The organism is Sphingomonas sp. PvP055 (genome assembly GCF_040546365.1).
Classification (GTDB): Bacteria; Pseudomonadota; Alphaproteobacteria; order Sphingomonadales; family Sphingomonadaceae; genus Sphingomonas; species Sphingomonas echinoides_A.
In genome coordinates this window covers 577,015-594,297 of record NZ_JBEPNS010000001.1, presented here as the reverse complement: position 1 = coordinate 594,297, position 17,283 = coordinate 577,015, and the positions used below count along the sequence as shown (strand labels likewise).

Annotated in this window: 22 protein-coding genes and 1 tRNA gene; 14 read left to right on the top strand and 9 right to left on the bottom strand. The window is 65.2% G+C overall.

All coding sequences use genetic code 11. The features are described from left to right. Nucleotides 1-13: 13 nt before the first annotated feature. Both ABIC16_RS03025 and ABIC16_RS03020 read right to left on the bottom strand, forming a co-directional pair. Nucleotides 14-289, bottom strand: a complete 276-nt coding sequence (locus tag ABIC16_RS03025; RefSeq protein ID WP_354289991.1) for a hypothetical protein — start codon at nucleotides 287-289, stop codon at nucleotides 14-16. Next, complete coding sequence (locus tag ABIC16_RS03020) at nucleotides 201-1,877, bottom strand: hypothetical protein (RefSeq protein WP_354289990.1); 1,677 nt, start codon at nucleotides 1,875-1,877, stop codon at nucleotides 201-203. The genes ABIC16_RS03025 and ABIC16_RS03020 overlap by 89 nt, the downstream gene beginning before the upstream one ends. Before the next feature lie 333 nt (nucleotides 1,878-2,210). Between ABIC16_RS03020 and ABIC16_RS03015 the strand changes: the two genes are divergently transcribed. Further along, complete coding sequence (locus ABIC16_RS03015) at nucleotides 2,211-2,585, top strand: hypothetical protein (RefSeq protein WP_277969558.1); 375 nt, start codon at nucleotides 2,211-2,213, stop codon at nucleotides 2,583-2,585. A gap of 218 nt (nucleotides 2,586-2,803) precedes the next feature. After that, complete coding sequence (locus ABIC16_RS03010; RefSeq protein ID WP_277969559.1) at nucleotides 2,804-3,313, top strand: hypothetical protein; 510 nt, start codon at nucleotides 2,804-2,806, stop codon at nucleotides 3,311-3,313. A 129-nt stretch (nucleotides 3,314-3,442) separates the two neighbouring features. Here the strand turns inward: ABIC16_RS03010 and ABIC16_RS03005 are convergent, their stop codons facing one another. Genes ABIC16_RS03005 through ABIC16_RS02990 form a run of 4 tightly spaced genes read right to left on the bottom strand, consistent with a single transcriptional unit; the run spans nucleotide 3,443 to nucleotide 6,142 of the window. Beyond that, the gene (locus ABIC16_RS03005) at nucleotides 3,443-4,015 is read right to left on the bottom strand and encodes a MotE family protein (RefSeq protein ID WP_354289989.1); all 573 of its coding nucleotides are present in this window, start codon (nucleotides 4,013-4,015) and stop codon (nucleotides 3,443-3,445) included. Beyond that, nucleotides 4,012-4,626 carry a hypothetical protein gene (locus tag ABIC16_RS03000; RefSeq protein WP_354289988.1) on the bottom strand — a complete coding sequence of 205 codons (615 nt, stop codon included), beginning with the start codon at nucleotides 4,624-4,626 and terminating at the stop codon, nucleotides 4,012-4,014. Before ABIC16_RS03000 ends, ABIC16_RS03005 begins: the two co-directional genes overlap by 4 nt. Beyond that, nucleotides 4,623-5,633 (bottom strand): flagellar motor switch protein FliM, encoded by a 1,011-nt coding sequence (fliM, locus tag ABIC16_RS02995; RefSeq protein ID WP_277969562.1) that lies wholly within the window; start codon nucleotides 5,631-5,633, stop codon nucleotides 4,623-4,625. Before fliM ends, ABIC16_RS03000 begins: the two co-directional genes overlap by 4 nt. Beyond that, nucleotides 5,630-6,142, bottom strand: a complete 513-nt coding sequence (locus ABIC16_RS02990; protein WP_354289987.1) for a flagellar basal body-associated FliL family protein — start codon at nucleotides 6,140-6,142, stop codon at nucleotides 5,630-5,632. The genes fliM and ABIC16_RS02990 overlap by 4 nt, the downstream gene beginning before the upstream one ends. Before the next feature lie 142 nt (nucleotides 6,143-6,284). Between ABIC16_RS02990 and ABIC16_RS02985 the strand changes: the two genes are divergently transcribed. From ABIC16_RS02985 to ABIC16_RS02955, 7 genes are all read left to right on the top strand, one after another. Next, nucleotides 6,285-7,028, top strand: a complete 744-nt coding sequence (locus ABIC16_RS02985) for a flagellar hook-basal body protein (protein ID WP_277969564.1) — start codon at nucleotides 6,285-6,287, stop codon at nucleotides 7,026-7,028. Between the two features lie 37 nt (nucleotides 7,029-7,065). Continuing rightward, a complete protein-coding gene (flgG, locus tag ABIC16_RS02980) occupies nucleotides 7,066-7,848 on the top strand; it encodes a flagellar basal-body rod protein FlgG (RefSeq protein ID WP_354289986.1) in 783 nt (260 codons plus the stop codon). A 1-nt stretch (nucleotide 7,849) separates the two neighbouring features. Further along, on the top strand, nucleotides 7,850-8,323 hold the full coding sequence (flgA, locus tag ABIC16_RS02975; RefSeq protein ID WP_277969566.1) for a flagellar basal body P-ring formation chaperone FlgA: 474 nt from the start codon (nucleotides 7,850-7,852) through the stop codon (nucleotides 8,321-8,323). A gap of 20 nt (nucleotides 8,324-8,343) precedes the next feature. Then, nucleotides 8,344-9,108 (top strand): flagellar basal body L-ring protein FlgH, encoded by a 765-nt coding sequence (gene flgH, locus ABIC16_RS02970; RefSeq protein ID WP_354289985.1) that lies wholly within the window; start codon nucleotides 8,344-8,346, stop codon nucleotides 9,106-9,108. Between the two features lie 182 nt (nucleotides 9,109-9,290). Further along, nucleotides 9,291-10,145 carry a flagellin gene (locus ABIC16_RS02965; RefSeq protein WP_277969568.1) on the top strand — a complete coding sequence of 285 codons (855 nt, stop codon included), beginning with the start codon at nucleotides 9,291-9,293 and terminating at the stop codon, nucleotides 10,143-10,145. 127 nt (nucleotides 10,146-10,272) lie between these two features. Beyond that, the gene (locus ABIC16_RS02960; protein WP_277969569.1) at nucleotides 10,273-10,692 is read left to right on the top strand and encodes a hypothetical protein; all 420 of its coding nucleotides are present in this window, start codon (nucleotides 10,273-10,275) and stop codon (nucleotides 10,690-10,692) included. Nucleotides 10,693-10,842: 150 nt separating this feature from the next. Further along, nucleotides 10,843-11,265 (top strand): hypothetical protein, encoded by a 423-nt coding sequence (locus ABIC16_RS02955; RefSeq protein WP_277969570.1) that lies wholly within the window; start codon nucleotides 10,843-10,845, stop codon nucleotides 11,263-11,265. Nucleotides 11,266-11,581: 316 nt separating this feature from the next. Here the strand turns inward: ABIC16_RS02955 and ABIC16_RS02950 are convergent. Further along, nucleotides 11,582-11,671 (bottom strand) — tRNA-Ser (locus ABIC16_RS02950). 152 nt (nucleotides 11,672-11,823) lie between these two features. Between ABIC16_RS02950 and ABIC16_RS02945 the strand changes: the two genes are divergently transcribed. The 4 genes from ABIC16_RS02945 (at nucleotide 11,824) to ABIC16_RS02930 (ending at nucleotide 13,674) form a co-directional block, all read left to right on the top strand. Further along, complete coding sequence (locus ABIC16_RS02945) at nucleotides 11,824-12,705, top strand: DUF1134 domain-containing protein (protein WP_354292244.1); 882 nt, start codon at nucleotides 11,824-11,826, stop codon at nucleotides 12,703-12,705. 34 nt (nucleotides 12,706-12,739) lie between these two features. Next, nucleotides 12,740-13,144, top strand: coding sequence for a DoxX family protein (locus ABIC16_RS02940; protein WP_354289984.1), 405 nt, complete (start codon nucleotides 12,740-12,742; stop codon nucleotides 13,142-13,144). Beyond that, nucleotides 13,137-13,289 (top strand): hypothetical protein, encoded by a 153-nt coding sequence (locus tag ABIC16_RS02935; protein ID WP_277969573.1) that lies wholly within the window; start codon nucleotides 13,137-13,139, stop codon nucleotides 13,287-13,289. Before ABIC16_RS02940 ends, ABIC16_RS02935 begins: the two co-directional genes overlap by 8 nt. Before the next feature lie 97 nt (nucleotides 13,290-13,386). Continuing rightward, complete coding sequence (locus ABIC16_RS02930; protein WP_277969574.1) at nucleotides 13,387-13,674, top strand: CsbD family protein; 288 nt, start codon at nucleotides 13,387-13,389, stop codon at nucleotides 13,672-13,674. 46 nt (nucleotides 13,675-13,720) lie between these two features. On the opposite strand, the gene ABIC16_RS02925 is transcribed toward ABIC16_RS02930, so the two are convergent. Beyond that, nucleotides 13,721-15,052 carry a dihydroorotase gene (locus tag ABIC16_RS02925; protein WP_354289983.1) on the bottom strand — a complete coding sequence of 444 codons (1,332 nt, stop codon included), beginning with the start codon at nucleotides 15,050-15,052 and terminating at the stop codon, nucleotides 13,721-13,723. Between the two features lie 44 nt (nucleotides 15,053-15,096). Here ABIC16_RS02925 and ygfZ point away from each other — a divergent pair, with 44 nt between their 5' ends. After that, nucleotides 15,097-15,861: a CAF17-like 4Fe-4S cluster assembly/insertion protein YgfZ gene (gene ygfZ, locus ABIC16_RS02920; protein ID WP_354289982.1), complete on the top strand. Its 765-nt coding sequence runs from the start codon at nucleotides 15,097-15,099 to the stop codon at nucleotides 15,859-15,861. A 3-nt stretch (nucleotides 15,862-15,864) separates the two neighbouring features. Here ygfZ and ABIC16_RS02915 read toward each other — a convergent pair whose 3' ends face one another. Beyond that, nucleotides 15,865-17,166 (bottom strand): UDP-glucose dehydrogenase family protein, encoded by a 1,302-nt coding sequence (locus ABIC16_RS02915; RefSeq protein ID WP_277969577.1) that lies wholly within the window; start codon nucleotides 17,164-17,166, stop codon nucleotides 15,865-15,867. Between the last annotated feature and the right edge of the window lie 117 nt (nucleotides 17,167-17,283).

The following is a 17,283-nucleotide window of genomic DNA, read 5'->3' as shown; positions in this document are numbered from 1 at the left end:
GCGGACCCACGGGTTAGCCCGTGGGTCCGCTCGGCGCCGGCGCCGCATCGACCAGATTGGCGATGTCGCCGGCCGGACTCGCCGACGGAATGGCGGACATCGCCGCGCTGACCGTGGCCGGGTCGATCGCGCCGATCGCGGCGGTCAGCGCTTCGAACGCCGCGGCCGTCGGTAACGTCCGGAACGCAGCGGCGTACCGGTCATGCAGCCGCGCCAGCGCATCCTCGCGGCCCAGCATTGCCAGCGCGATCGCATAGCGCAGCACCTTCGCCTGGACGACCTCGGTCATCGGTTCGGTGCCGCGTCAGCGTCGCTTCGGTCACCGCAGCGAGAGATTTCCAGTCGTGCCGCTTCCAGTAGAGTTCGCCGCGGATCGCGAGGCCGTCGGGGACTTCCTGGAGTACGGCGAGCGCTTCGTTGGTCCGGCCGAGCTGATCGAGCGCCACCGCCTCGACGCGGTGGCGATCCCACAACATCGCGTCGGGATAGGCGTTGGCTTCGGTCGCGCGGATCGCCTCCAGCGCGCGCGCGGGCTTGCCGGCGAGGATGAACAGCGACGCCACCCGCGCCGACAACGGCCCCTGGGCGATGTCCTGCGTGCGGACCATCAGCTGATGGTCGAGCAGTTCGGCCGCGCGGTCATACAACCCCGCCGCCTGCAACCGATCCGCGAATTGCACGACGAGCAGGTCGCCCCCTGCCCCGGCCGGCGAAAGATCACGATAGTCCCAGTACAGGCCTGCGATCTGATCGAGCGGCATGGGATTGTCGGGGGCAAGCGCGGCGGTGATCGTCGCCTGCAACTCGGTGACCAGCGTGCCGCGCCCGGGCCCACCGTCGAAATAGCGGAACAGCGTTGCACCCGCATCGAGTGTGCCACGCAGGTCGTGGTGCTCCCGCGCTACGCGATAGGATAACAGCAGCGCACGCCGTTCGATGTCGCCGCCGCGCCAGACGAAGCGAATGTGGCGCAGCTTGGCTTGCACGTCGCGCTGCGCGGTGCCGCGCGCGACCGCGTCCTCGAGCAGGCTGAGCTGGGAATCGAGGCGTTGCTCCCGGTCGCCCGACGTCGCCGCCCGCCCAAGCAGCAACGCTCCTTCGGCCGATTGTCCGAGCGCGAGTTCGGCGCGCCCCCGCAGCAAGTTGGCGGCCGGATCCGATGCGGCCAGCGCCTTGAGTAATTGCAGCGTCGCGGCGGGTTTGCCCAGCATCGCCGCGCTGCGTGCGATGGCCAGCAGGAAGGGCGCGCGCGCCGCGCGGTGCCGCGCGTTCAGCGCGGGCAAGGCGCATTGCACCTGCTGAGCCGCCTGCCCTAGGAGATTGCCTTCGGACAGTGCGAGCATCCGCCAGGCGCACGCCTCGGCGTTATTGGCCAGGGCGTCCGTGGAGAGCGCGGCGACGGCAGCTGCGGGACGGTGCAGCAGCGTCAGGGTAGCCCCCAGCGCAAGCTGGAAGGAAGGGACCAGAACGATATCGGGTTCGTCCTGCCGCATCACCTCGAGCACGCCCAGCGCCTCTGCCGCGCGGCCGAGCCCGATCTGGCTGCGGGCATAGGCCCAGCGCGCTTCCTGCCGGCCCGCAGGCGTCGCCGCGATCAAGCCGGCCCACGCCTGATCATGGCTGATCACGATCCAGCCACTCGGCGCGGTGACTCCCGGCAGATCGGAGAACTTCGGGGCGAAGGGGACGATCGCGCTCGGCGTACGAACGGGGACGATCGGGGCGATCGCGGAATCCGCGTCGGCATCGCTCTCGGACAGCGCGGGGTCGACCGCCGCCGCAACACTCGTCGGCGCGACCGGGCTGGGCGCAGTGCCCGGCACCGGAGACGCTGCGATCAAGGCGGTCGTCGCGGCAAGCGTGAGCACGGACCGCATCAGTGCGTGCCCAGCAGGGGTAGCAACGTAACGGCGACGGCCCCCGCGATGCAGGCGCTCAGGAACACCACTGACCATAACAGCGCATGCGATGTCGGCCCGGCACTATCCGGTGCCGCTGGCGCAATGCTATCGGCAGCGGGAGTATCGGCACTGCGGCGAGCCGGTGTGGCCGCTGGCCCCGCATCGACCACACTGACGCGGCCCGGCCTCTGATCGCGGCTCATAGAATGTTCCTTCGGGAGTGTTCTCTTCTATTATAGGAGAAAGGGGCGCGGTAGCCGTGCCCCCGGGGCCGGAGTTCGAACCATCGCCAAAGCATGTCTCAAGGTCGTGGCGCTGGCAGCGCTTGCTTCGGCAGCCCGCGCGAGCGCGGTTGGCGCCCCCTCGCTCCCGCTGGAGCCGCACTTCGTCGCGATGCCCGCGATCGTCGTCCCGATCATCGGGTCCGACCGGATCGAGGGGTCGTTGCGGTTCAAACTGGTGCTGGCGGCAAACGATTCGGCAAGCCTCGAGCGGCTGACGGCGCGGTTGCCCGAGTTGCGGGCGGTGTCGGTCGCGGGCGCGATCGAATTTTCGCGGCTGTTCGCCTCACCGCAAACCGCGGTGGATGCACGGCGGCTCAGCGCCGACCTGACCGCAGCCTTGTGCGCCGAGGACCCGGGTATCGCGCGCGTCCTGATCGTCGAAGTCTCCGCCGAAAGCTGAGCGAGACGAGGCTTTGCACGGCGACGCAGGCTGGATCGCACGCCTGTTCCATAAGCCACATTCGGTGCGACGGCCCCGTAATGCTGGATCCGTTCGCTCGCCAGCGATCCCCGCAAGCTTCCGCTGCCTGTCGTAGCGTCGGCGTTGGCCTCATCTATGCGCCAAGGCGGATCGTTACTACACCACCACGGAGAGCAGCGGAATTTGAGGAGGACGGGATGCTTCATTGGGCTTTGTCGGCCGCGGCGGGAGTGGCCACCGTGACCTCTGGCTCCGCCAGCCCGCCGCAATGCGTGCGTTCCGGTATCTACGTCCTGGACCGTGAACGGAGCGACGACGTGCAGAAAGCGATCACGAGCGGTGTTTCCGGCCTTCCCAACACCGACTACTTCTCACGCAGGCTGCGAAAGGCCAACACGGTTACAGATGAGATCAGAATCTCGAATTCCCCAATCCGGTTCTCGATCAAGTACGAAACCAGACCGCAGATTCTCGTTTTGAAAAGCGGGGAGCCGACGCAGTGGAAGCTCAACGATGGGCAGGTCTTCGATGTATCGGCAAAAGCGAACGGTGAAGCCGTTTTGCTGAAGTTCCACGCGGCCGACAACGAGCGGACCACGATATATCGGATCGTTGGACCCCAGTTTGTCGAAGAGACGACGATCATCAGTCCCCGGCTCTCCACGCCAATTCGCTATCAGCTCCTTTATAACCAAGCGAAATGCTAGGATACACGAGATGGAATTTCTGGCGGACTGTGGGTCCCTAGCCAGCGCGGCTTGACGACCATCTCACGCCCGTCGGGCCGAATGGGATTTGCATCTCTTTGGCCGTGCCCCCGCCGATCCACTTGTGGCTCACAGCCCCGTACGTTTTGGCAGCTTGATCCCGGGGTAGTCCCTTGATCGGCGGGCTTCTTTGCGCGCGAGCGACATGCTCAGGTCTGCCGCGCCCTTGGGCGTCATCGACGCGAGGATCATTGCGGTGGACCGATCGCGCATGCGCTGCGCGACCTTCATCTGCACGTCCATGTCGAGCTGTTCGAACACCATTGCGGCCTTGGCTGGCTTCATCGCCTGATAGATCTTGGCGAGATTATCATATTGCGCCCCTTCTACGGGTGCCCCGCCAGCGGTACCGGTGGCCCCGGCCGCGCCGGCGGGGGGGACGATATCGGCGGCCTGCTGTCGTGCGCGCAGATCGCTCTTGATCCGTTCCTCGGTGGCGCGAGCGGCCTGTTCGCGCAGGACCAGCGCCCGGTTGCGCAGGGTCGTCGATTGGTCCCGTGTCGCCATATCCTGCTTGATCGCCGTGCCCAGCCGAGTGGGCGGCGCTTCGGGCGTCGGGGAGGCCACGCCTACGGCATGAGTCACGGTCGAGATCGCCGCCGCGGCAGCGGTCAGCATCAGCAACGAAGGGCGGCGGATCATGCCGCCGTCTCCGCGACGGCCTGGGCTGGAGCGTTTGTCTGCACGGGCACTTCTGTTTCCAGCTGCGCGGTCTGCGTCGGTTCCACCTTGGTGACCTGAACCTTGGCGGTCAGCGCCTTGGACCTGGAAAGCTTAGCCGCCCCTGTTTTGGACGCCTCTGTCTTCGACGCCTCTGTTTTCGACACCCCCGCCTTGGACACCCCTGCCTTGGCCGGTGCTGTCTTGGCCGGTGCTGTCTTGGCTGGTGCCGGCTTGGCCGGTGCCGGCTTGGCCGATACCGCCTTGGACTGGGCCGAGGCGCTTTTCGCGACTGCCTCGACGATCCGTTCGGCCACGGCATCGCCGATGCCCGCCATGACCGTCAGCTCCTCACGCATCGCGGTGCCGGTGGCGATGACGCGGGCGTTGGCGGCGCAGTCGGTGCGCAGGATCTCGCGAAGATCGGCCAGCACGACACGCGCGCGCGCGGTCGAGGCGTCGAGCGCCGCGACCATTGCGGCGAACTCGTCGCCCTTCACTGCGCGCAGGCAGCGCATCATGCGAACACTCTGGACGAGAACCGCGATACAGAAGAGCATCGTGATGATGTTGCTTAAAGTGGCGAAGCTCATCGCTTGATGTCCTTGAAAATGTCGGCGACCATCCGGACGGCGATATTGTTGCAGCGTTGCCCGATCTGCGCGCGACCGAGCGTCACGCCGCCGCATTGGATTTCGAGGGCATCGTCGGGGGAGGCGTGCAGCCCGATCGTCTGACCGACCGCAAAGTCGCGGATTTCCTCAAGCCGCAGGGTCCGCTCGCCGAGCACGACATCGATCGAGACATCGGTCTTGCGGAGTTCCGCCGCCATATGCGCTTCCCAGATGTTTCCGCGCCCGACCTTCTGGCCCATGAAGCGCTGGAGCAGCTTCTCGCGGACGGGCTCCATCGTGGCATACGGCAGCAGGATGCTGAACTTGCCGCCGCGCCCTTCCATGTCGACGCGGAAGGTGGCGACCGCGGCGATGTTGGTCGGGCCGGCGATCGCGGCGAAGCGCGGGCTCGTCTCGATCCGTTCGAGCACCATGGAAATCGGCGCGATCGGTTCGAACGCAGTTGCCAGGTCCGCCAGGGCCAGCTCGAGCATCTTGGACACCAGCGTCGTTTCGATCGTGGTGAACGCCCGCCCCTCGATCCGCATCGGCGCCCCGCCGCGACGCCCGCCGAGCAGCGCATCCACCACGGCGTAGATCAAGCTCGATTCCACGGTGATGACACCGTAATTATCCCATTCGGGCACGTTGAACACGCCGATCATCGCGGGCATCGCCAACCGGCCCATGAATTCGCCGAAGCGGATCGAGGTCAACTCGTCGAGGCTGACGTCGATCGCATCGGACGTCAGGTTGCGCATGCTGCTCGCAAAGGTGCGGACCATGTGTTCGCACGCGACTTCCAGCATGGGGAGCCGCTCGTGGCTGATCACGTTAGATTCAATAACGGCCTTCAGACCGCTTTTCTTCGCAACCGGCGCGCTGCCGCCGAACAGGGCATCGATCCCGGCCTGATCGAACGCATCGCCGTCCCCGGCGAGCATCGTCGGGACCGGGATGTCCAGATCCATGAAATCGTCGCTCATTGCTGGACCAGGTCCTGGATGAGGATATCCTTGAGCTTCCCTGGCCCCAGCGCGGCGGTGGCGCGAACCAGCATTTCTTCCTTGATACGGAACACCGCAGCCGACCCGGCGAGGTCTTCCGGTCGCAATTCGCGCAGGAAGGGCTGGAACGCATCGACGATCAGCGGCAGCTTGGCTTTGATCTCTTCCCCCTTGCTTTCCGAAACCGGCACCAGCGTGAAACGGATCTTGAGGAACCGCGCGGCACCGTCCGCGCCCCGCAGGTTCACCACCATCGCGGGCGCATCGATATAGGTCACCTCGGCCCCGTCATGGGATTCGGCGACCGGCTCGCCAGGCGCGGCGGCGCCTCTGGTCATCAGATACAGCGTGACCCCGCCGCCGACCACGAGCAGCAGGATCACCGCCGCCACGATGACCATCACCCGCTTGCTGAAGCGCGGACGCTTGGCGGGCGGGACCACGACATCGGCGTCGATGATCTCACTCGAAGGCTCAGATGAGGACAACGGCGCGCCTTTCGTTTCGGGCGGGATCGGGAGAAACCGTCAACCACACGCCCTTCGGACAATTCCATTCTAATATAGGATAAGTGCGCGGCAATTTCTGCCTAGTGCGATCCGAACGACGATTTATCTGGAGTGCGCAGGAATGGATGTCTCCTCCTATGTTTTGCTGAGCCACGAGCAGGCGCTGCAGCGCCGTCTGGACGTGACCGCCAACAACATGGCCAACAGCAGCACGGTCGGGTTCAAGCGCGAGCAACCGGTCTTCCACGAATATGTCCAGAAGGGCGGCGACACGCACATCCCCGAAGCGGACACCACGTCCTTCGTGCTCGATTATGGCGCGATCCATGACACCGCGATGGGAGCGTTCCAGCCGACCGGCAACGCACTCGACCTGATGATCGACGGCGCGGGCTATTTCGGCGTGGAAGCCCCCGACGGCGGCACCGCTTTCACGCGCGCAGGCTTCGTCAAGGTGCTAGCCTCCGGCGATTTGGCCACCGCCGGGGGGCAGCGGCTGCTCGACGCGAACGGCCAGCCGATCAACGTCCCGCCCGATCAGCAGGCGACGCTCAGCATCGGCAAGGACGGTTCGGTGATGAGCGGCGCGGCCGTGCTTGGCCGGATCGGCGTGACGGTCTTCGCCGACGAAGCCACGGTGTCACCGCGCGGCGATGGCCTGATGGCCGGCACGAACGGCCGCGTCCTTTCGGCTGCCGAGACCAAGCTGACCGCAGGCGGCGTCGAAGGCTCCAACGTCCAGTCGATCGTCGAGACGACTGCGATGGTCGAGGTCCTGCGCTCCTACCAGTCGAGCCAGCGCCTCTCGCAAGCGATGGACGACATGCACAAGAACGCGATCGACCGGCTCGGACGCTTCACCTGATTGCGGCTTCCGCACTTCCTCTCCTGAAAGGTTTTCCATGCGTTCTCTCTCGATCGCCTCCACCGGCATGTTGGCCCAGCAGACCAACGTCGACGTCATCTCGAACAACATCGCCAACATGAGCACGACCGCCTTCAAGCGGCAGCGCGCGGAATTCCAGGACTTGCTGTATCAGCAGGTGTCCCGCGCCGGCGCCGCCTCCGGCAACGATTCCAAATTGCCGACCGGGATCCAGATCGGCGCCGGCGTGAAAACCGGCGGGATCTATCGCATCGCCGAGCAAGGGGCGTTGGCGAAGACCGATAACCCGTATGATCTCGCAATCCAGGGAAAGGGGTTTTTCCAGATCACCATGCCCAGCGGGGAAACGGGCTATACCCGTGACGGTTCGTTCCAGCTTTCGGACCAGGGTGAACTCGTCACGGCGGATGGCTTTCCGGTCCAGCCCGGCATCACGGTTCCGCAGGGCGCGCTTGCGGTAACGGTGTCGAAGACGGGGGAAGTCCAGGTCACGCTATCGGGTACGCCGACGCCCCAGACGATCGGCCAGCTTCAGCTGGCGACGTTCGTCAACGAGGCCGGGCTCGAAGCCCTGGGTGGCAACAATTTCCTTGAAACCGCCGCCTCAGGGCAAGCGACGGTCGCGTCCGCCGGAGAGCCCGGTTTCGGAATGCTCACCCAGGGGTTTGTCGAACAGTCGAACGTCAATCCGGTCAGCGAGATCACCGCGCTGATCACCGCGCAACGCGCGTACGAGATGAACAGCCGGGTGGTGAAGACCGCAGACGAGATGCTCGCCACCACCAGCCAGTTGCGCTGAAATGCGCTTGCCGCATGCGCTCGTGCTGGGATCGGTTCTCGTCGTTGGTTCGGCGCAGCTCCACGCCCAGACCGGGATGACGCCGCCCGCCCCGCTCGTGGTGGTTCCGGTGCTCGACCGCGCCATCGCCAAGGGCGATGTGCTCGGCGCGAGCGATTTCACCACCCGCGAAGTGCCCGCCGCGCAAGCGCGCGCGGTGGCGCTGGTCAAGGATGTGGCGGGGATGGAGGCGTCGCGCGCGCTTTCCGCTGGCGCGATCGTGCGAAGCTCGGACGTGATCCGGGTCCAGCTGGTCCGCCGCGGCGAGCCCGTCACGATCGCGCTGCGCGACGGCGGCCTGTCGATTACCGCGCAGGGGCGTGCGCTGGCGAGCGGTGCCGCGGGTGATTTCATCCGCGTCGTCAGCCTGTCGACCAATCAGACGCTGGACGGCGTCGTCGAGGCGACCGGCACGGTCCGCATTTCGGCGCGCTAACCCTGTTTCAAGGAACGATAATGAAGAAGATGGTCGTGTTGGTCGCCTTGGCGACCGCGTTGTCCGGTTGCGGTGCGGTGGGCCATCTCAAGGCGGTCGGCAAGGCGCCAAAACTGACGGCGATGGACGAGAGCCCCAATCCCGCGGTCGAAGCGTCGCTGGGTCTTCAGGGTGCCGCCAATCGTGCCGGCGGACCGTCGTCAGCCCCGGTGATCGCGCCGCCGCCCAGCGCTTCGCTGTTCCGGACTGGCGGCGGCGCGTTCTTCCGCGATCAGCGCGCCGGGCGGGTCGGAGATATCCTGACGGTGTTGATCAACATCGCGGATAAGGCTGCGGTCGACAACAGCACGACACGCTCGCGCGGAGGGTCCGAGAAAGCGGGGGTCAGTGCGCTGCTTGGGCTGCAGACACCGCTGGCATCGGTCCTGCCCGGCGCGGTCGACCCGTCCAAGCTGGTGGACACCAGCTCCACCTCCGCGTCCAACGGCGCCGGCAAGACCAGCCGCAGCGAGACGATCAACATGACGATCGCGGCAACGGTGGTGGGAGTAATGCCCAACGGCAATCTGCTGATCCGTGGCAAACAGGAAGTCCGCGTCAATTTCGAACTGCGGGAGCTGGTCGTCTCGGGAATCGTTCGCCCCGAAGACATCGCGCGCGACAACAGCATCCACCATACGCAGATCGCGGAAGCGCGCATCAGCTATGGCGGCCGCGGGCAACTGACCGACGCACAGCAGGCGCGCTGGGGACAGCAGATTTACGACGCGCTGTTTCCGTTCTGACCGGCCACCGTGCGGATCGTGGCTAACGCCGTCTTAACGCTAAATAAACCAGCCACTCAATTTTGATTGTCCAATATTTCTTTCCACAATGAGAGGCGAGCCAAGATGGTTTTTGGTTTGTCGCGGGCCAGCGCTTCTGGTCCAGGCTGCAGAAGCGGCCTTCTATCCAAGAAGGAATGATCATGGGCTTTTCGGTCAACACCAATACCGGCGCGATGGCAGCTCTCCAGAGCCTGACGTCGACGACCAAGGCGCTCAGCACCACGTCGAACCGCATCACCACCGGCCTCAACGTGGCATCGACCAAGGACGACTCGGCAGCGTACACCACTGCGCAGAGCCTCCGCAGCGATCTGGGTGGCCTGCAGTCGGTCTCGTCGTCCTTGTCGCGCGCCAAGAGCGTGACGGACGTCGCGGTTGCCGGTGCGGAGCAGATCTCGGACGTCGTCAACCAGATGAAGGCGAAAGCCTATCAGGCGGCTGACACCGGGATCGATCAGCCGGCACGTGACCAGATCAACAAGGACTTTACCGCCCTTCGCGATCAGATCACGACCGTCGTCAATGCATCCAGCTTCAACGGGACCAACCTGTTGAAGGCAAGCGGCGGGGCCGTTTCGGCGCTCCAGTCGCTGCAGGACAGTGACGGCGCGACGACCGGCTGGCAGGCTGACACGTTGTCGGTCGCCAACCAGGGTCTCGACCTCGGTGGTACGGTCGTCACGGTCGCAGCGAGCGGCAACATCAGCACGGCTGCTGCGGCAGCCACGATGGTCGATACGCTCACAACGACCCAGACCAACCTCGCCACGTCGCTCAGCAACCTCGGCTCGGCTTCGCGTAAGATCGATGCGCAGTCGACCTTCACGAGCAAGCTGTCGGACTCGATCGACGCAGGTATCGGCAATCTTGTCGATGCCGATCTGGCGAAGGAGTCGGCGAAACTTCAGGCCCTTCAGGTCAAGCAGCAGCTTGGCGTGCAGGCTCTGTCGATCGCCAACCAGGCACCGCAGACGATCACGTCGCTGTTCCGTTAAGGAGTGGCGACACCCCGGGTTCGCCCGGGGGGTCGAAGGAGAGGGCCGGGATGGTTTGCCATCCCGGCCCTTTTCGTCACGACGCGGCGGCGCATCTCCGTAAAGCCGCTTCGTCTCTCTGGTATCTATGAAGGAATCCGCGGTGTTTCCCAGAGTTCGCGAGATCATCGACGCCTTCGGTGCACGCTTGCAGGTGAGTGTGGAAGCGCATCCGACAGGATCTCTGGTTGTCTTCAACCGGCCCGATCGGCCGCTCTATCCCAGTGCGATGCTCGATGGGTACGGCGTCGAAGTCCTGTGCGGCTATATCATGGCCGCCCGGCTCGCGCTCCCCAACGGACTTCCTGACGAAACCGTCGACGGCCCCTTTCCGGCACGCTTTGCCTTGGCGCGCGGCGATCAGGTCACCTTGGTGATGCAGCAGCCGAACGAGCACCGGGGCTTCGAAATCCCGGCACCGTTCTGGGATCGTCTCTATGCCGAACTGTGCGTTGTTATCGCACACTCACGCGAACTCAGCCGTCGTACCGCAAGACGTCTCCAGTAACCGAACACATCTAATTTTTCATTCCTCTTCCTGATATTAGGGACATTCCCTCAGTATATTTATCCAATATTATCCGTCTATTCCGACGCAATCAGGGCTATCGCGCGGCGATATCAGCCGCCCCTTGGCCCTTTCTGGGAGTTCTACGTGATGTTCGAAGTGTCCAACGATAGCGCCGTAGACCCCAAGCTCGCAGGAGCGGGTCAGCAACCGGAATATCGCATCAGCTTGACGTTATCCGTGCCGGATGCGGACGCGCTATGGGCTGCCGCGGCGGCGCGTCTGCTGGTTGCCCCGGGGATGACGCTCGACGACGTGGTCGACGTCATCGGCCCCCGCCAGGATCCCTCGGTCCTCGATTGCCTGACCGCCGTCGTCAGCCCGGACGCCATTCCAGGGTGCGTGCTCGACGATTTCTGGATCGATAGCCTCAAAGGCTGCCCACCGCGGCTGGACTCCGCCGTCACCCGTTCGGATTCCCATCCGGATGGGCACGCCTCGAGCAGCGACCAGCCGATGCGACGCATGCTCGTCCCCCGCAAGCTTTACCCAACACTGCACGTTTCTCGGTAAATCGCGCCCCGCGGGTGCACGACCGCGACGGGCTATGCCGAAGTTTCGGCGGCCATCCTGACGACGGCATTGGACGACAATGCGTGCTGCCGACGATACGGCATCGTACAGGTCCACCTGCGCTCACTCGCCGCGCGAAACCGACGTACCCAGAATTTGTCCGGAAACAGGGCGCCGCCTTTTAAGGAGGCGCCCTTTGCAGGCGTCATTAGCGGGTTCACGCGACACATCGACTTGCCCGCGTACCGACGCAAGGGTCAGCCCGTCCGTCCTGGTCGATTTTTCCGGATGTGTAATCGTCCGTGTGACGGAACGCTGGCGGAGACGGAGAGATTCGAACTCTCGGTACGGTTTCCCGTACGACGCTTTAGCAAAGCGTTGGTTTCAGCCACTCACCCACGTCTCCAGGTCACGGCGAGGTGGCTCTATAGCCGCGCTAATCGCTGTGATCAACACCGCGTTTGCACGTCATCCAACGTGAAATCGACTCCGCCGGTCGTGGCGTTCATTGTGGTGTCATGTCATGGCGCGCTACGGTCGATGATGATGCTGGGGAGAATGACGATGCGCACGAGTTGGTTTGCAGTCCCGAAGGTCGGGGCCATGCTGGCGCTCGTGCTCGCAACGCTCCCGCTGGAGGCGCAGGTTCGCACGATCGATCCCAACCAGCCAATCGATTCCGACCTTACCCGGTCGGATACCGCCACGAGCCCGCGCGCGCCGTCGGCCAGCACCGCGCGATCGGCGCAGACCCCGCAAAACGCCTATCCCGCCGACACCGGCACGCCCCCGCCCTATCCCCAGGCGGCCTATCCGGAACAGCAGACCGCACCGCCGCCATCGCCGCGCTACCCGGATCCTCCCGCGAATGGCACCGGCACGCCACCCGCCAACCCGGCGGACGTTGCGGCACAGGATGGTGCGCGCGCCGGCGCGGACGCCGCCGCGGCGCAAAGTCAGACTTTCCAGCAAGGGGAACTGCTTGCGGCCGCAGAGGGAACGTTCGGCAAGGGTGCAGCGGGTCTCGCCGGCATCCTCGAGCGGACGCTGAAGGAGCAGGGGCAACCCAACGCCTACATTTCCGGCCGGGAAGCGTCCGGCGCGATCGTCGTCGGCTTGCGCTATGGCAAGGGCACGATGTTCCACAAGGTCGAAGGCGAACAGCCGGTCTATTGGACCGGCCCCTCGGTCGGCTTCGATCTCGGCGGCGACGCCAACAAGGTGTTCGTGTTGGTCTACAATCTGTACGACACGGCTGAACTGTTTCACCGCTTCCCGGCCGCCGAGGGTCGCGTCTATTTCGTCGGCGGGTTTGCCGCGACCTACCTGCGGCGAGGCAACACCGTGCTCATCCCGATCCGGCTCGGCGTCGGCTGGCGGCAGGGGATCAACATCGGGTATATGAAGTTCAGCAAGACGTCGAAGTGGTTCCCGTTCTGACCGGGGGGCGCGTGGCCGCGATGACGTGGGCCGGGTGATCCGGCCTATCCTCCGCGCGCTTCTCGCGCTGGCGTATATGGCGGCGGGGATCCTCCACGTCTTCGTGCCAGCACCCTTTCTCAAGATCACCCCCGATTGGGTGCCCTTTGCCCCCATCGTCATCATGGTGACGGGGCTGTGCGAGATGGCTGGTGCGATCGCCCTGTTCGTGCCGCGCCTGCGCTGGTGGGCGGGCACGATGCTCGCGGTCTATGCGGTCTGCGTCTATCCCGCCAACGTGAAACACGCGTTCGATTACATCACGCATGGCACCGGCGGCCTCAGCCTGTGGTACCATATCCCGCGTCTGGCGTTTCAGCCGGTGATCGTCTGGTGGGCGCTGTTCGCCGGATGCGTCGTCGACTGGCCCTTTGCGAACCGGAAACCCGCCCATGACTGAACCGACCGACGAAATCCTGATCGACACGCCCGATGGGCCGATGACGTTTGCCGAATGGAAGAAGAAGCATCCGGTTCAGGTCCCGTCGCGCCGGACCAAGGGCAAGGATCTCCCGGTGAAAGTGAAGCGCTTCACCGAGAAGTGAGGCGATCCCGCATTTTCGATGGCACCACTGTGCGTTTCATCCGTTGCGCTCCCGAACCATGCCGGACCGGTGTGGCAAAATACGAAAGGAACCCCAGATGAACGAGAACACTTTCAAGGGCGAAGCCCAGAACGTCACCGGCTCGCTGAAGGAAGCCGCTGGCAATTTGACCGGCAGTTCGAAGCTGCAGGGTGAAGGCGTCGCAGATCAGATCACCGGCGGCGTCAACAAGGCGATCGGCGCGGCGCAGGACGCGATCGCGACGGGCCCGGGCCCGCTGATCAACCAGGCGCGCGACTTCGCCCGTGCAAAGCCTTGGGCGACGGCAGCGCTGGTCGGCACGATCGGCCTCGCGCTCATCAACACGCTGCGCGGCAAGAAGTAAGCTCCGAGAGAGGGGCCGGTCCGCCGGCCCCTCTCCGCATGCGCGATCAGCCGAAATCGATCGCTTCGAAACGGATTGGCTCGCCAATCGCGCTTTCGGCCAACGTCCCTTCCCACATCACCCGGTTGCCGCGAACGACGGTACCAACGGGTCGACCCGTCACCGTCATGCCGGTGAACGGCGACCATCCGCACCGCGACGCGAGCCAATCCTGCTCGATCGTCCACCGGGCCTTCAGATCGACGATCGAAAAGTCTGCGTCATAGCCGACCGCGATCCGCCCCTTGCCGACGATGCCGAACACGCGCTGCGGCCCCGCGCTCGTCAGGTCGATGACTCGTTGGAGCGTAGTGCGCCCTTCCGCGACGTGGTTGAGCATCAGCGGCAGCAGCGTCTGGACTCCGGGCATCCCGCTAGGGCTGTCGGGGTAAGGCTTCGACTTTTCCTCCAGCGTGTGCGGCGCATGGTCCGACCCCAGAATGTCGACGACGCCCTGTTGCAGCCACTTCCACAATCCGTCGCGATGCGCGCCCGAGCGAATCGGCGGGTTCATCTGCGCCAGCGTACCCAGCCGCGGATACGCTTCCTCCCCGGCGAGCGTCAGATGCTGCGGCGTTACTTCACAGCTCGCGATGTCCTTGTTCTGACCGAGCAGTGCCAGTTCGGCAGGCGTGGTGACGTGCAACACGTGAATCCGCCGCCGCGCCGCGCGCGCCAGCTCGAGAATCCGCCGCGTGGCGAGCAACGCGCTTTCGTCATCGCGCCACACCGGATGCGACGAGGCATCGCCAGGAATCCGCTCGCCGGTGCGCGCGTTCATCCGCGCTTCGTCCTCGGCGTGGATCGCGACGCGGCGATGGCCCGAGGCGAGCACCTCGGCCAGCCGCGCGTCTTCGGAGACAAGCAAGTCCCCGGTCGATGCCCCCATGAAGATCTTGACCCCCGCGGTTCCGGGCAAGCGCTCGAGTTCGGCAAGGTCGGCGGCGTTATGGTTGGTCGCGCCGACGTAGAACGCATGGTCGCACCACATCCGGTGATGCGCGCGTGCCAGCTTGTCGCCGATCGCGTCCGCCGAATCGGTATTAGGCTTGGTGTTGGGCATTTCGAACACCGCGGTCACACCCCCCAGCACCGCCGCGCGCGCGCCGCTCTCCAGGTCTTCCTTGTGGACCAGTCCCGGCTCGCGGAAGTGGACCTGCGTATCGATCACGCCCGGCAACACGTCGAGCCCGGTGCAGTCGAGCGTCTCGCCAGCGTCATCGCCCGCCAGCGAACCGAGCGCGACGATCCGCCCCGCCACCACGCCGACGTCGATCGACGCGGCGCCACTCGGCAAGTGCACCGTGCCATTCTTCAGGATCAGATCGTACGCTGCCATCACTGCCTCTTATGCAAAGCCCAATGGTGTCCTATCTCGTCAGGATGACCGAAACCACCCTTCCCGCGCCGTCGATCCCATTCCCGTCCGGCACCATGCTCGCCGATCGCGCGCTGTTGCGCGTTTCGGGGGAGGATACGCGGGGCTTCCTGCAGGGGTTGATCACGCAGGATGTCGCTACGCTCGATGCGGCCGCGCCGCGGTGGGGCGGGTTGCTGACGCCGCAGGGCAAGGCGCTGTTCGATTTCCTTTTATGGGCCGATGACGACGCGATCCTGATCGACTGCGAAGCGACCGCCGCCGAAGCGCTCGCCAAACGTTTGTCGATGTACCGGCTCCGCCGCGCGATCACGATCGAGCCCGTGGCGGGTGCCGTGCACTGGTCACGCGACGCCGGCCAGGGTGTCGCAGACCCGCGGCTCGCGGACCTCGGACACCGCTGGCTCGGTCCGGTCGGCGATCCGGCGACCGGATGGCTTGAGCATCGCTTGTCGCTCGGCGTGACCGAAGGCCAGGCCGAGCTCGGCAGCGACCAGACCTTGTGGCTGGAGACCAACGCGCGCGAACTGAACGGCGTCAGCTTTACCAAGGGATGTTATACGGGACAGGAAAACACGGCGCGCATGCACCACCGCGCGAAGGTCAACCGTCGCCTCGTGGTCGCACCGCTCACCGAGGCAGGCGACCGAACCCGCGCAACCTATCCCGAGCTGGGATTGATGGTGGAGTTGCGCCGTATCGAAGCGCTCGGCGATGCGCTGGTCCCGGCGTGGCTGGGCGCTGCCCTTGCCACGCCGGACCCGGCGTAAGGCTCAGCGCCCGACCGCGCTGTACGCGAAGCCGGCGCGCTCGACGTCGGCGGACGGATAGACGTTGCGCAAGTCGACCATGACCTTCGACGCCATGATCGTCGACAGCCGCTTGAAATCGAGCGCGCGGTAGATGTCCCACTCGGTCACGACGACGACCGCGTCGGCGCCGGTCGCGGCTTCATAGGCGTCGCCGCAATAGGTGATGCCCGGCAGCATCGTCTTGGCGATCTCCATCCCCTCCGGATCATGCGCGCGCACGGTGGCGCCCGCATCGAGCAGGCTCTGGATGATCGCCAGGCTCGGGGCGTCGCGCATGTCGTCGGTATTGGGCTTGAAGGTCAGCCCCAGGATCGCGACCGTCTTGCCCTTCGCGTCGTTGCCGAGCGCCTTGATGACCTTGCGGCCCATCGCGCGCTTGCGGTTGTCGTTCACCTGGACCACCGCCTCGACGATGCGGACCGGCGTCTCGTAATCCTCGGCGGTCTTGAGCAGCGCGAGCGTGTCCTTGGGGAAGCATGACCCGCCATAGCCCGGCCCGGCGTGGAGGAACTTGCCACCGATCCGCTTGTCGAGGCCGATCCCGCGCGACACGTCCTGCACGTTCGCGCCGACCGCTTCGCACAGATCGGCGATCTCATTGATGAAGGTGATCTTGGTCGCGAGGAACGCGTTCGCGGCGTATTTGATCAGCTCCGAGGTTCGCCGTCCGACGAACAGGATCGGGCTCTCGTTCAGGTACAGCGGGCGATAGACCTCGCGCATCACGTCTTTGGCGCGGTCGTCCTCGGTGCCGATCACGATCCGGTCGGGACGCTTGAAGTCGCCGATCGCGGCGCCTTCACGCAGGAACTCTGGGTTGGAGACGACCGCGATCGGGAAATCACCGGCCAGTTCCAGCAGGATTTCCTCGACCTTGTCGCCGGTGCCCACGGGAACGGTCGATTTGGTGACGACCACCACCGGCCCGTCGATTGCCTCGGCGATCTCGCGCGTCGCGGCGAAGACATAGGTGAGATCGGCATGGCCGTCGCCTCGGCGCGACGGGGTTCCGACCGCGATGAACACCGCATCCGCGCCACGGACCGCGGCGTGCAGATCGGTGGTGAACTTCAGCCGGCCCGCCGCGACGTTCGTCGCGACCAGCGTGTCGAGACCAGGCTCGAAGATCGGCATCCGGCCCGCTTCCAGCGCCGCAATCTTGGATGCGTCCTTGTCGACGCAGATCACGTCATGGCCGAAGTCCGAGAAACATGCCCCCGAGACCAGGCCAACATACCCCGAACCGATCATCGTAATCCGCATTGAAAATCCCCTGAATGCCCCGGAACGCGCATCGCCGGGATGCTGCGCGGCAAATCGAAAACAGACCCTCACCGGCCACAGGCGTACCGCCAGGCTGGTGTTTACCAGGTGCTACCC

Bases quoted from the DNA above. Each gene is read 5' to 3' on its own strand.
- ABIC16_RS03025 (WP_354289991.1), bottom strand. From the start codon at position 289: ATGACCGAGGTCGTCCAGGCGAAGGTGCTGCGCTATGCGATCGCGCTG.
- ABIC16_RS02985 (WP_277969564.1), top strand. From the start codon at position 6,285: ATGGATGTCTCCTCCTATGTTTTGCTGAGCCACGAGCAGGCGCTGCAG.
- ABIC16_RS03000 (WP_354289988.1), bottom strand. From the start codon at position 4,626: ATGAGCTTCGCCACTTTAAGCAACATCATCACGATGCTCTTCTGTATC.
- flgH (WP_354289985.1), top strand. From the start codon at position 8,344: ATGAAGAAGATGGTCGTGTTGGTCGCCTTGGCGACCGCGTTGTCCGGT.
- flgA (WP_277969566.1), top strand. From the start codon at position 7,850: ATGCGCTTGCCGCATGCGCTCGTGCTGGGATCGGTTCTCGTCGTTGGT.
- ABIC16_RS03010 (WP_277969559.1), top strand. From the start codon at position 2,804: ATGCTTCATTGGGCTTTGTCGGCCGCGGCGGGAGTGGCCACCGTGACC.
- ygfZ (WP_354289982.1), top strand. From the start codon at position 15,097: ATGACCGAAACCACCCTTCCCGCGCCGTCGATCCCATTCCCGTCCGGC.
- ABIC16_RS02965 (WP_277969568.1), top strand. From the start codon at position 9,291: ATGGGCTTTTCGGTCAACACCAATACCGGCGCGATGGCAGCTCTCCAG.
- ABIC16_RS02935 (WP_277969573.1), top strand. From the start codon at position 13,137: ATGACTGAACCGACCGACGAAATCCTGATCGACACGCCCGATGGGCCG.
- ABIC16_RS02930 (WP_277969574.1), top strand. From the start codon at position 13,387: ATGAACGAGAACACTTTCAAGGGCGAAGCCCAGAACGTCACCGGCTCG.
- flgG (WP_354289986.1), top strand. From the start codon at position 7,066: ATGCGTTCTCTCTCGATCGCCTCCACCGGCATGTTGGCCCAGCAGACC.
- ABIC16_RS03005 (WP_354289989.1), bottom strand. From the start codon at position 4,015: ATGATCCGCCGCCCTTCGTTGCTGATGCTGACCGCTGCCGCGGCGGCG.
- ABIC16_RS02925 (WP_354289983.1), bottom strand. From the start codon at position 15,052: ATGGCAGCGTACGATCTGATCCTGAAGAATGGCACGGTGCACTTGCCG.
- ABIC16_RS03020 (WP_354289990.1), bottom strand. From the start codon at position 1,877: ATGCGGTCCGTGCTCACGCTTGCCGCGACGACCGCCTTGATCGCAGCG.
- ABIC16_RS02960 (WP_277969569.1), top strand. From the start codon at position 10,273: ATGAAGGAATCCGCGGTGTTTCCCAGAGTTCGCGAGATCATCGACGCC.
- fliM (WP_277969562.1), bottom strand. From the start codon at position 5,633: ATGAGCGACGATTTCATGGATCTGGACATCCCGGTCCCGACGATGCTC.
- ABIC16_RS02955 (WP_277969570.1), top strand. From the start codon at position 10,843: ATGTTCGAAGTGTCCAACGATAGCGCCGTAGACCCCAAGCTCGCAGGA.
- ABIC16_RS02945 (WP_354292244.1), top strand. From the start codon at position 11,824: ATGACGATGCGCACGAGTTGGTTTGCAGTCCCGAAGGTCGGGGCCATG.
- ABIC16_RS02915 (WP_277969577.1), bottom strand. From the start codon at position 17,166: ATGCGGATTACGATGATCGGTTCGGGGTATGTTGGCCTGGTCTCGGGG.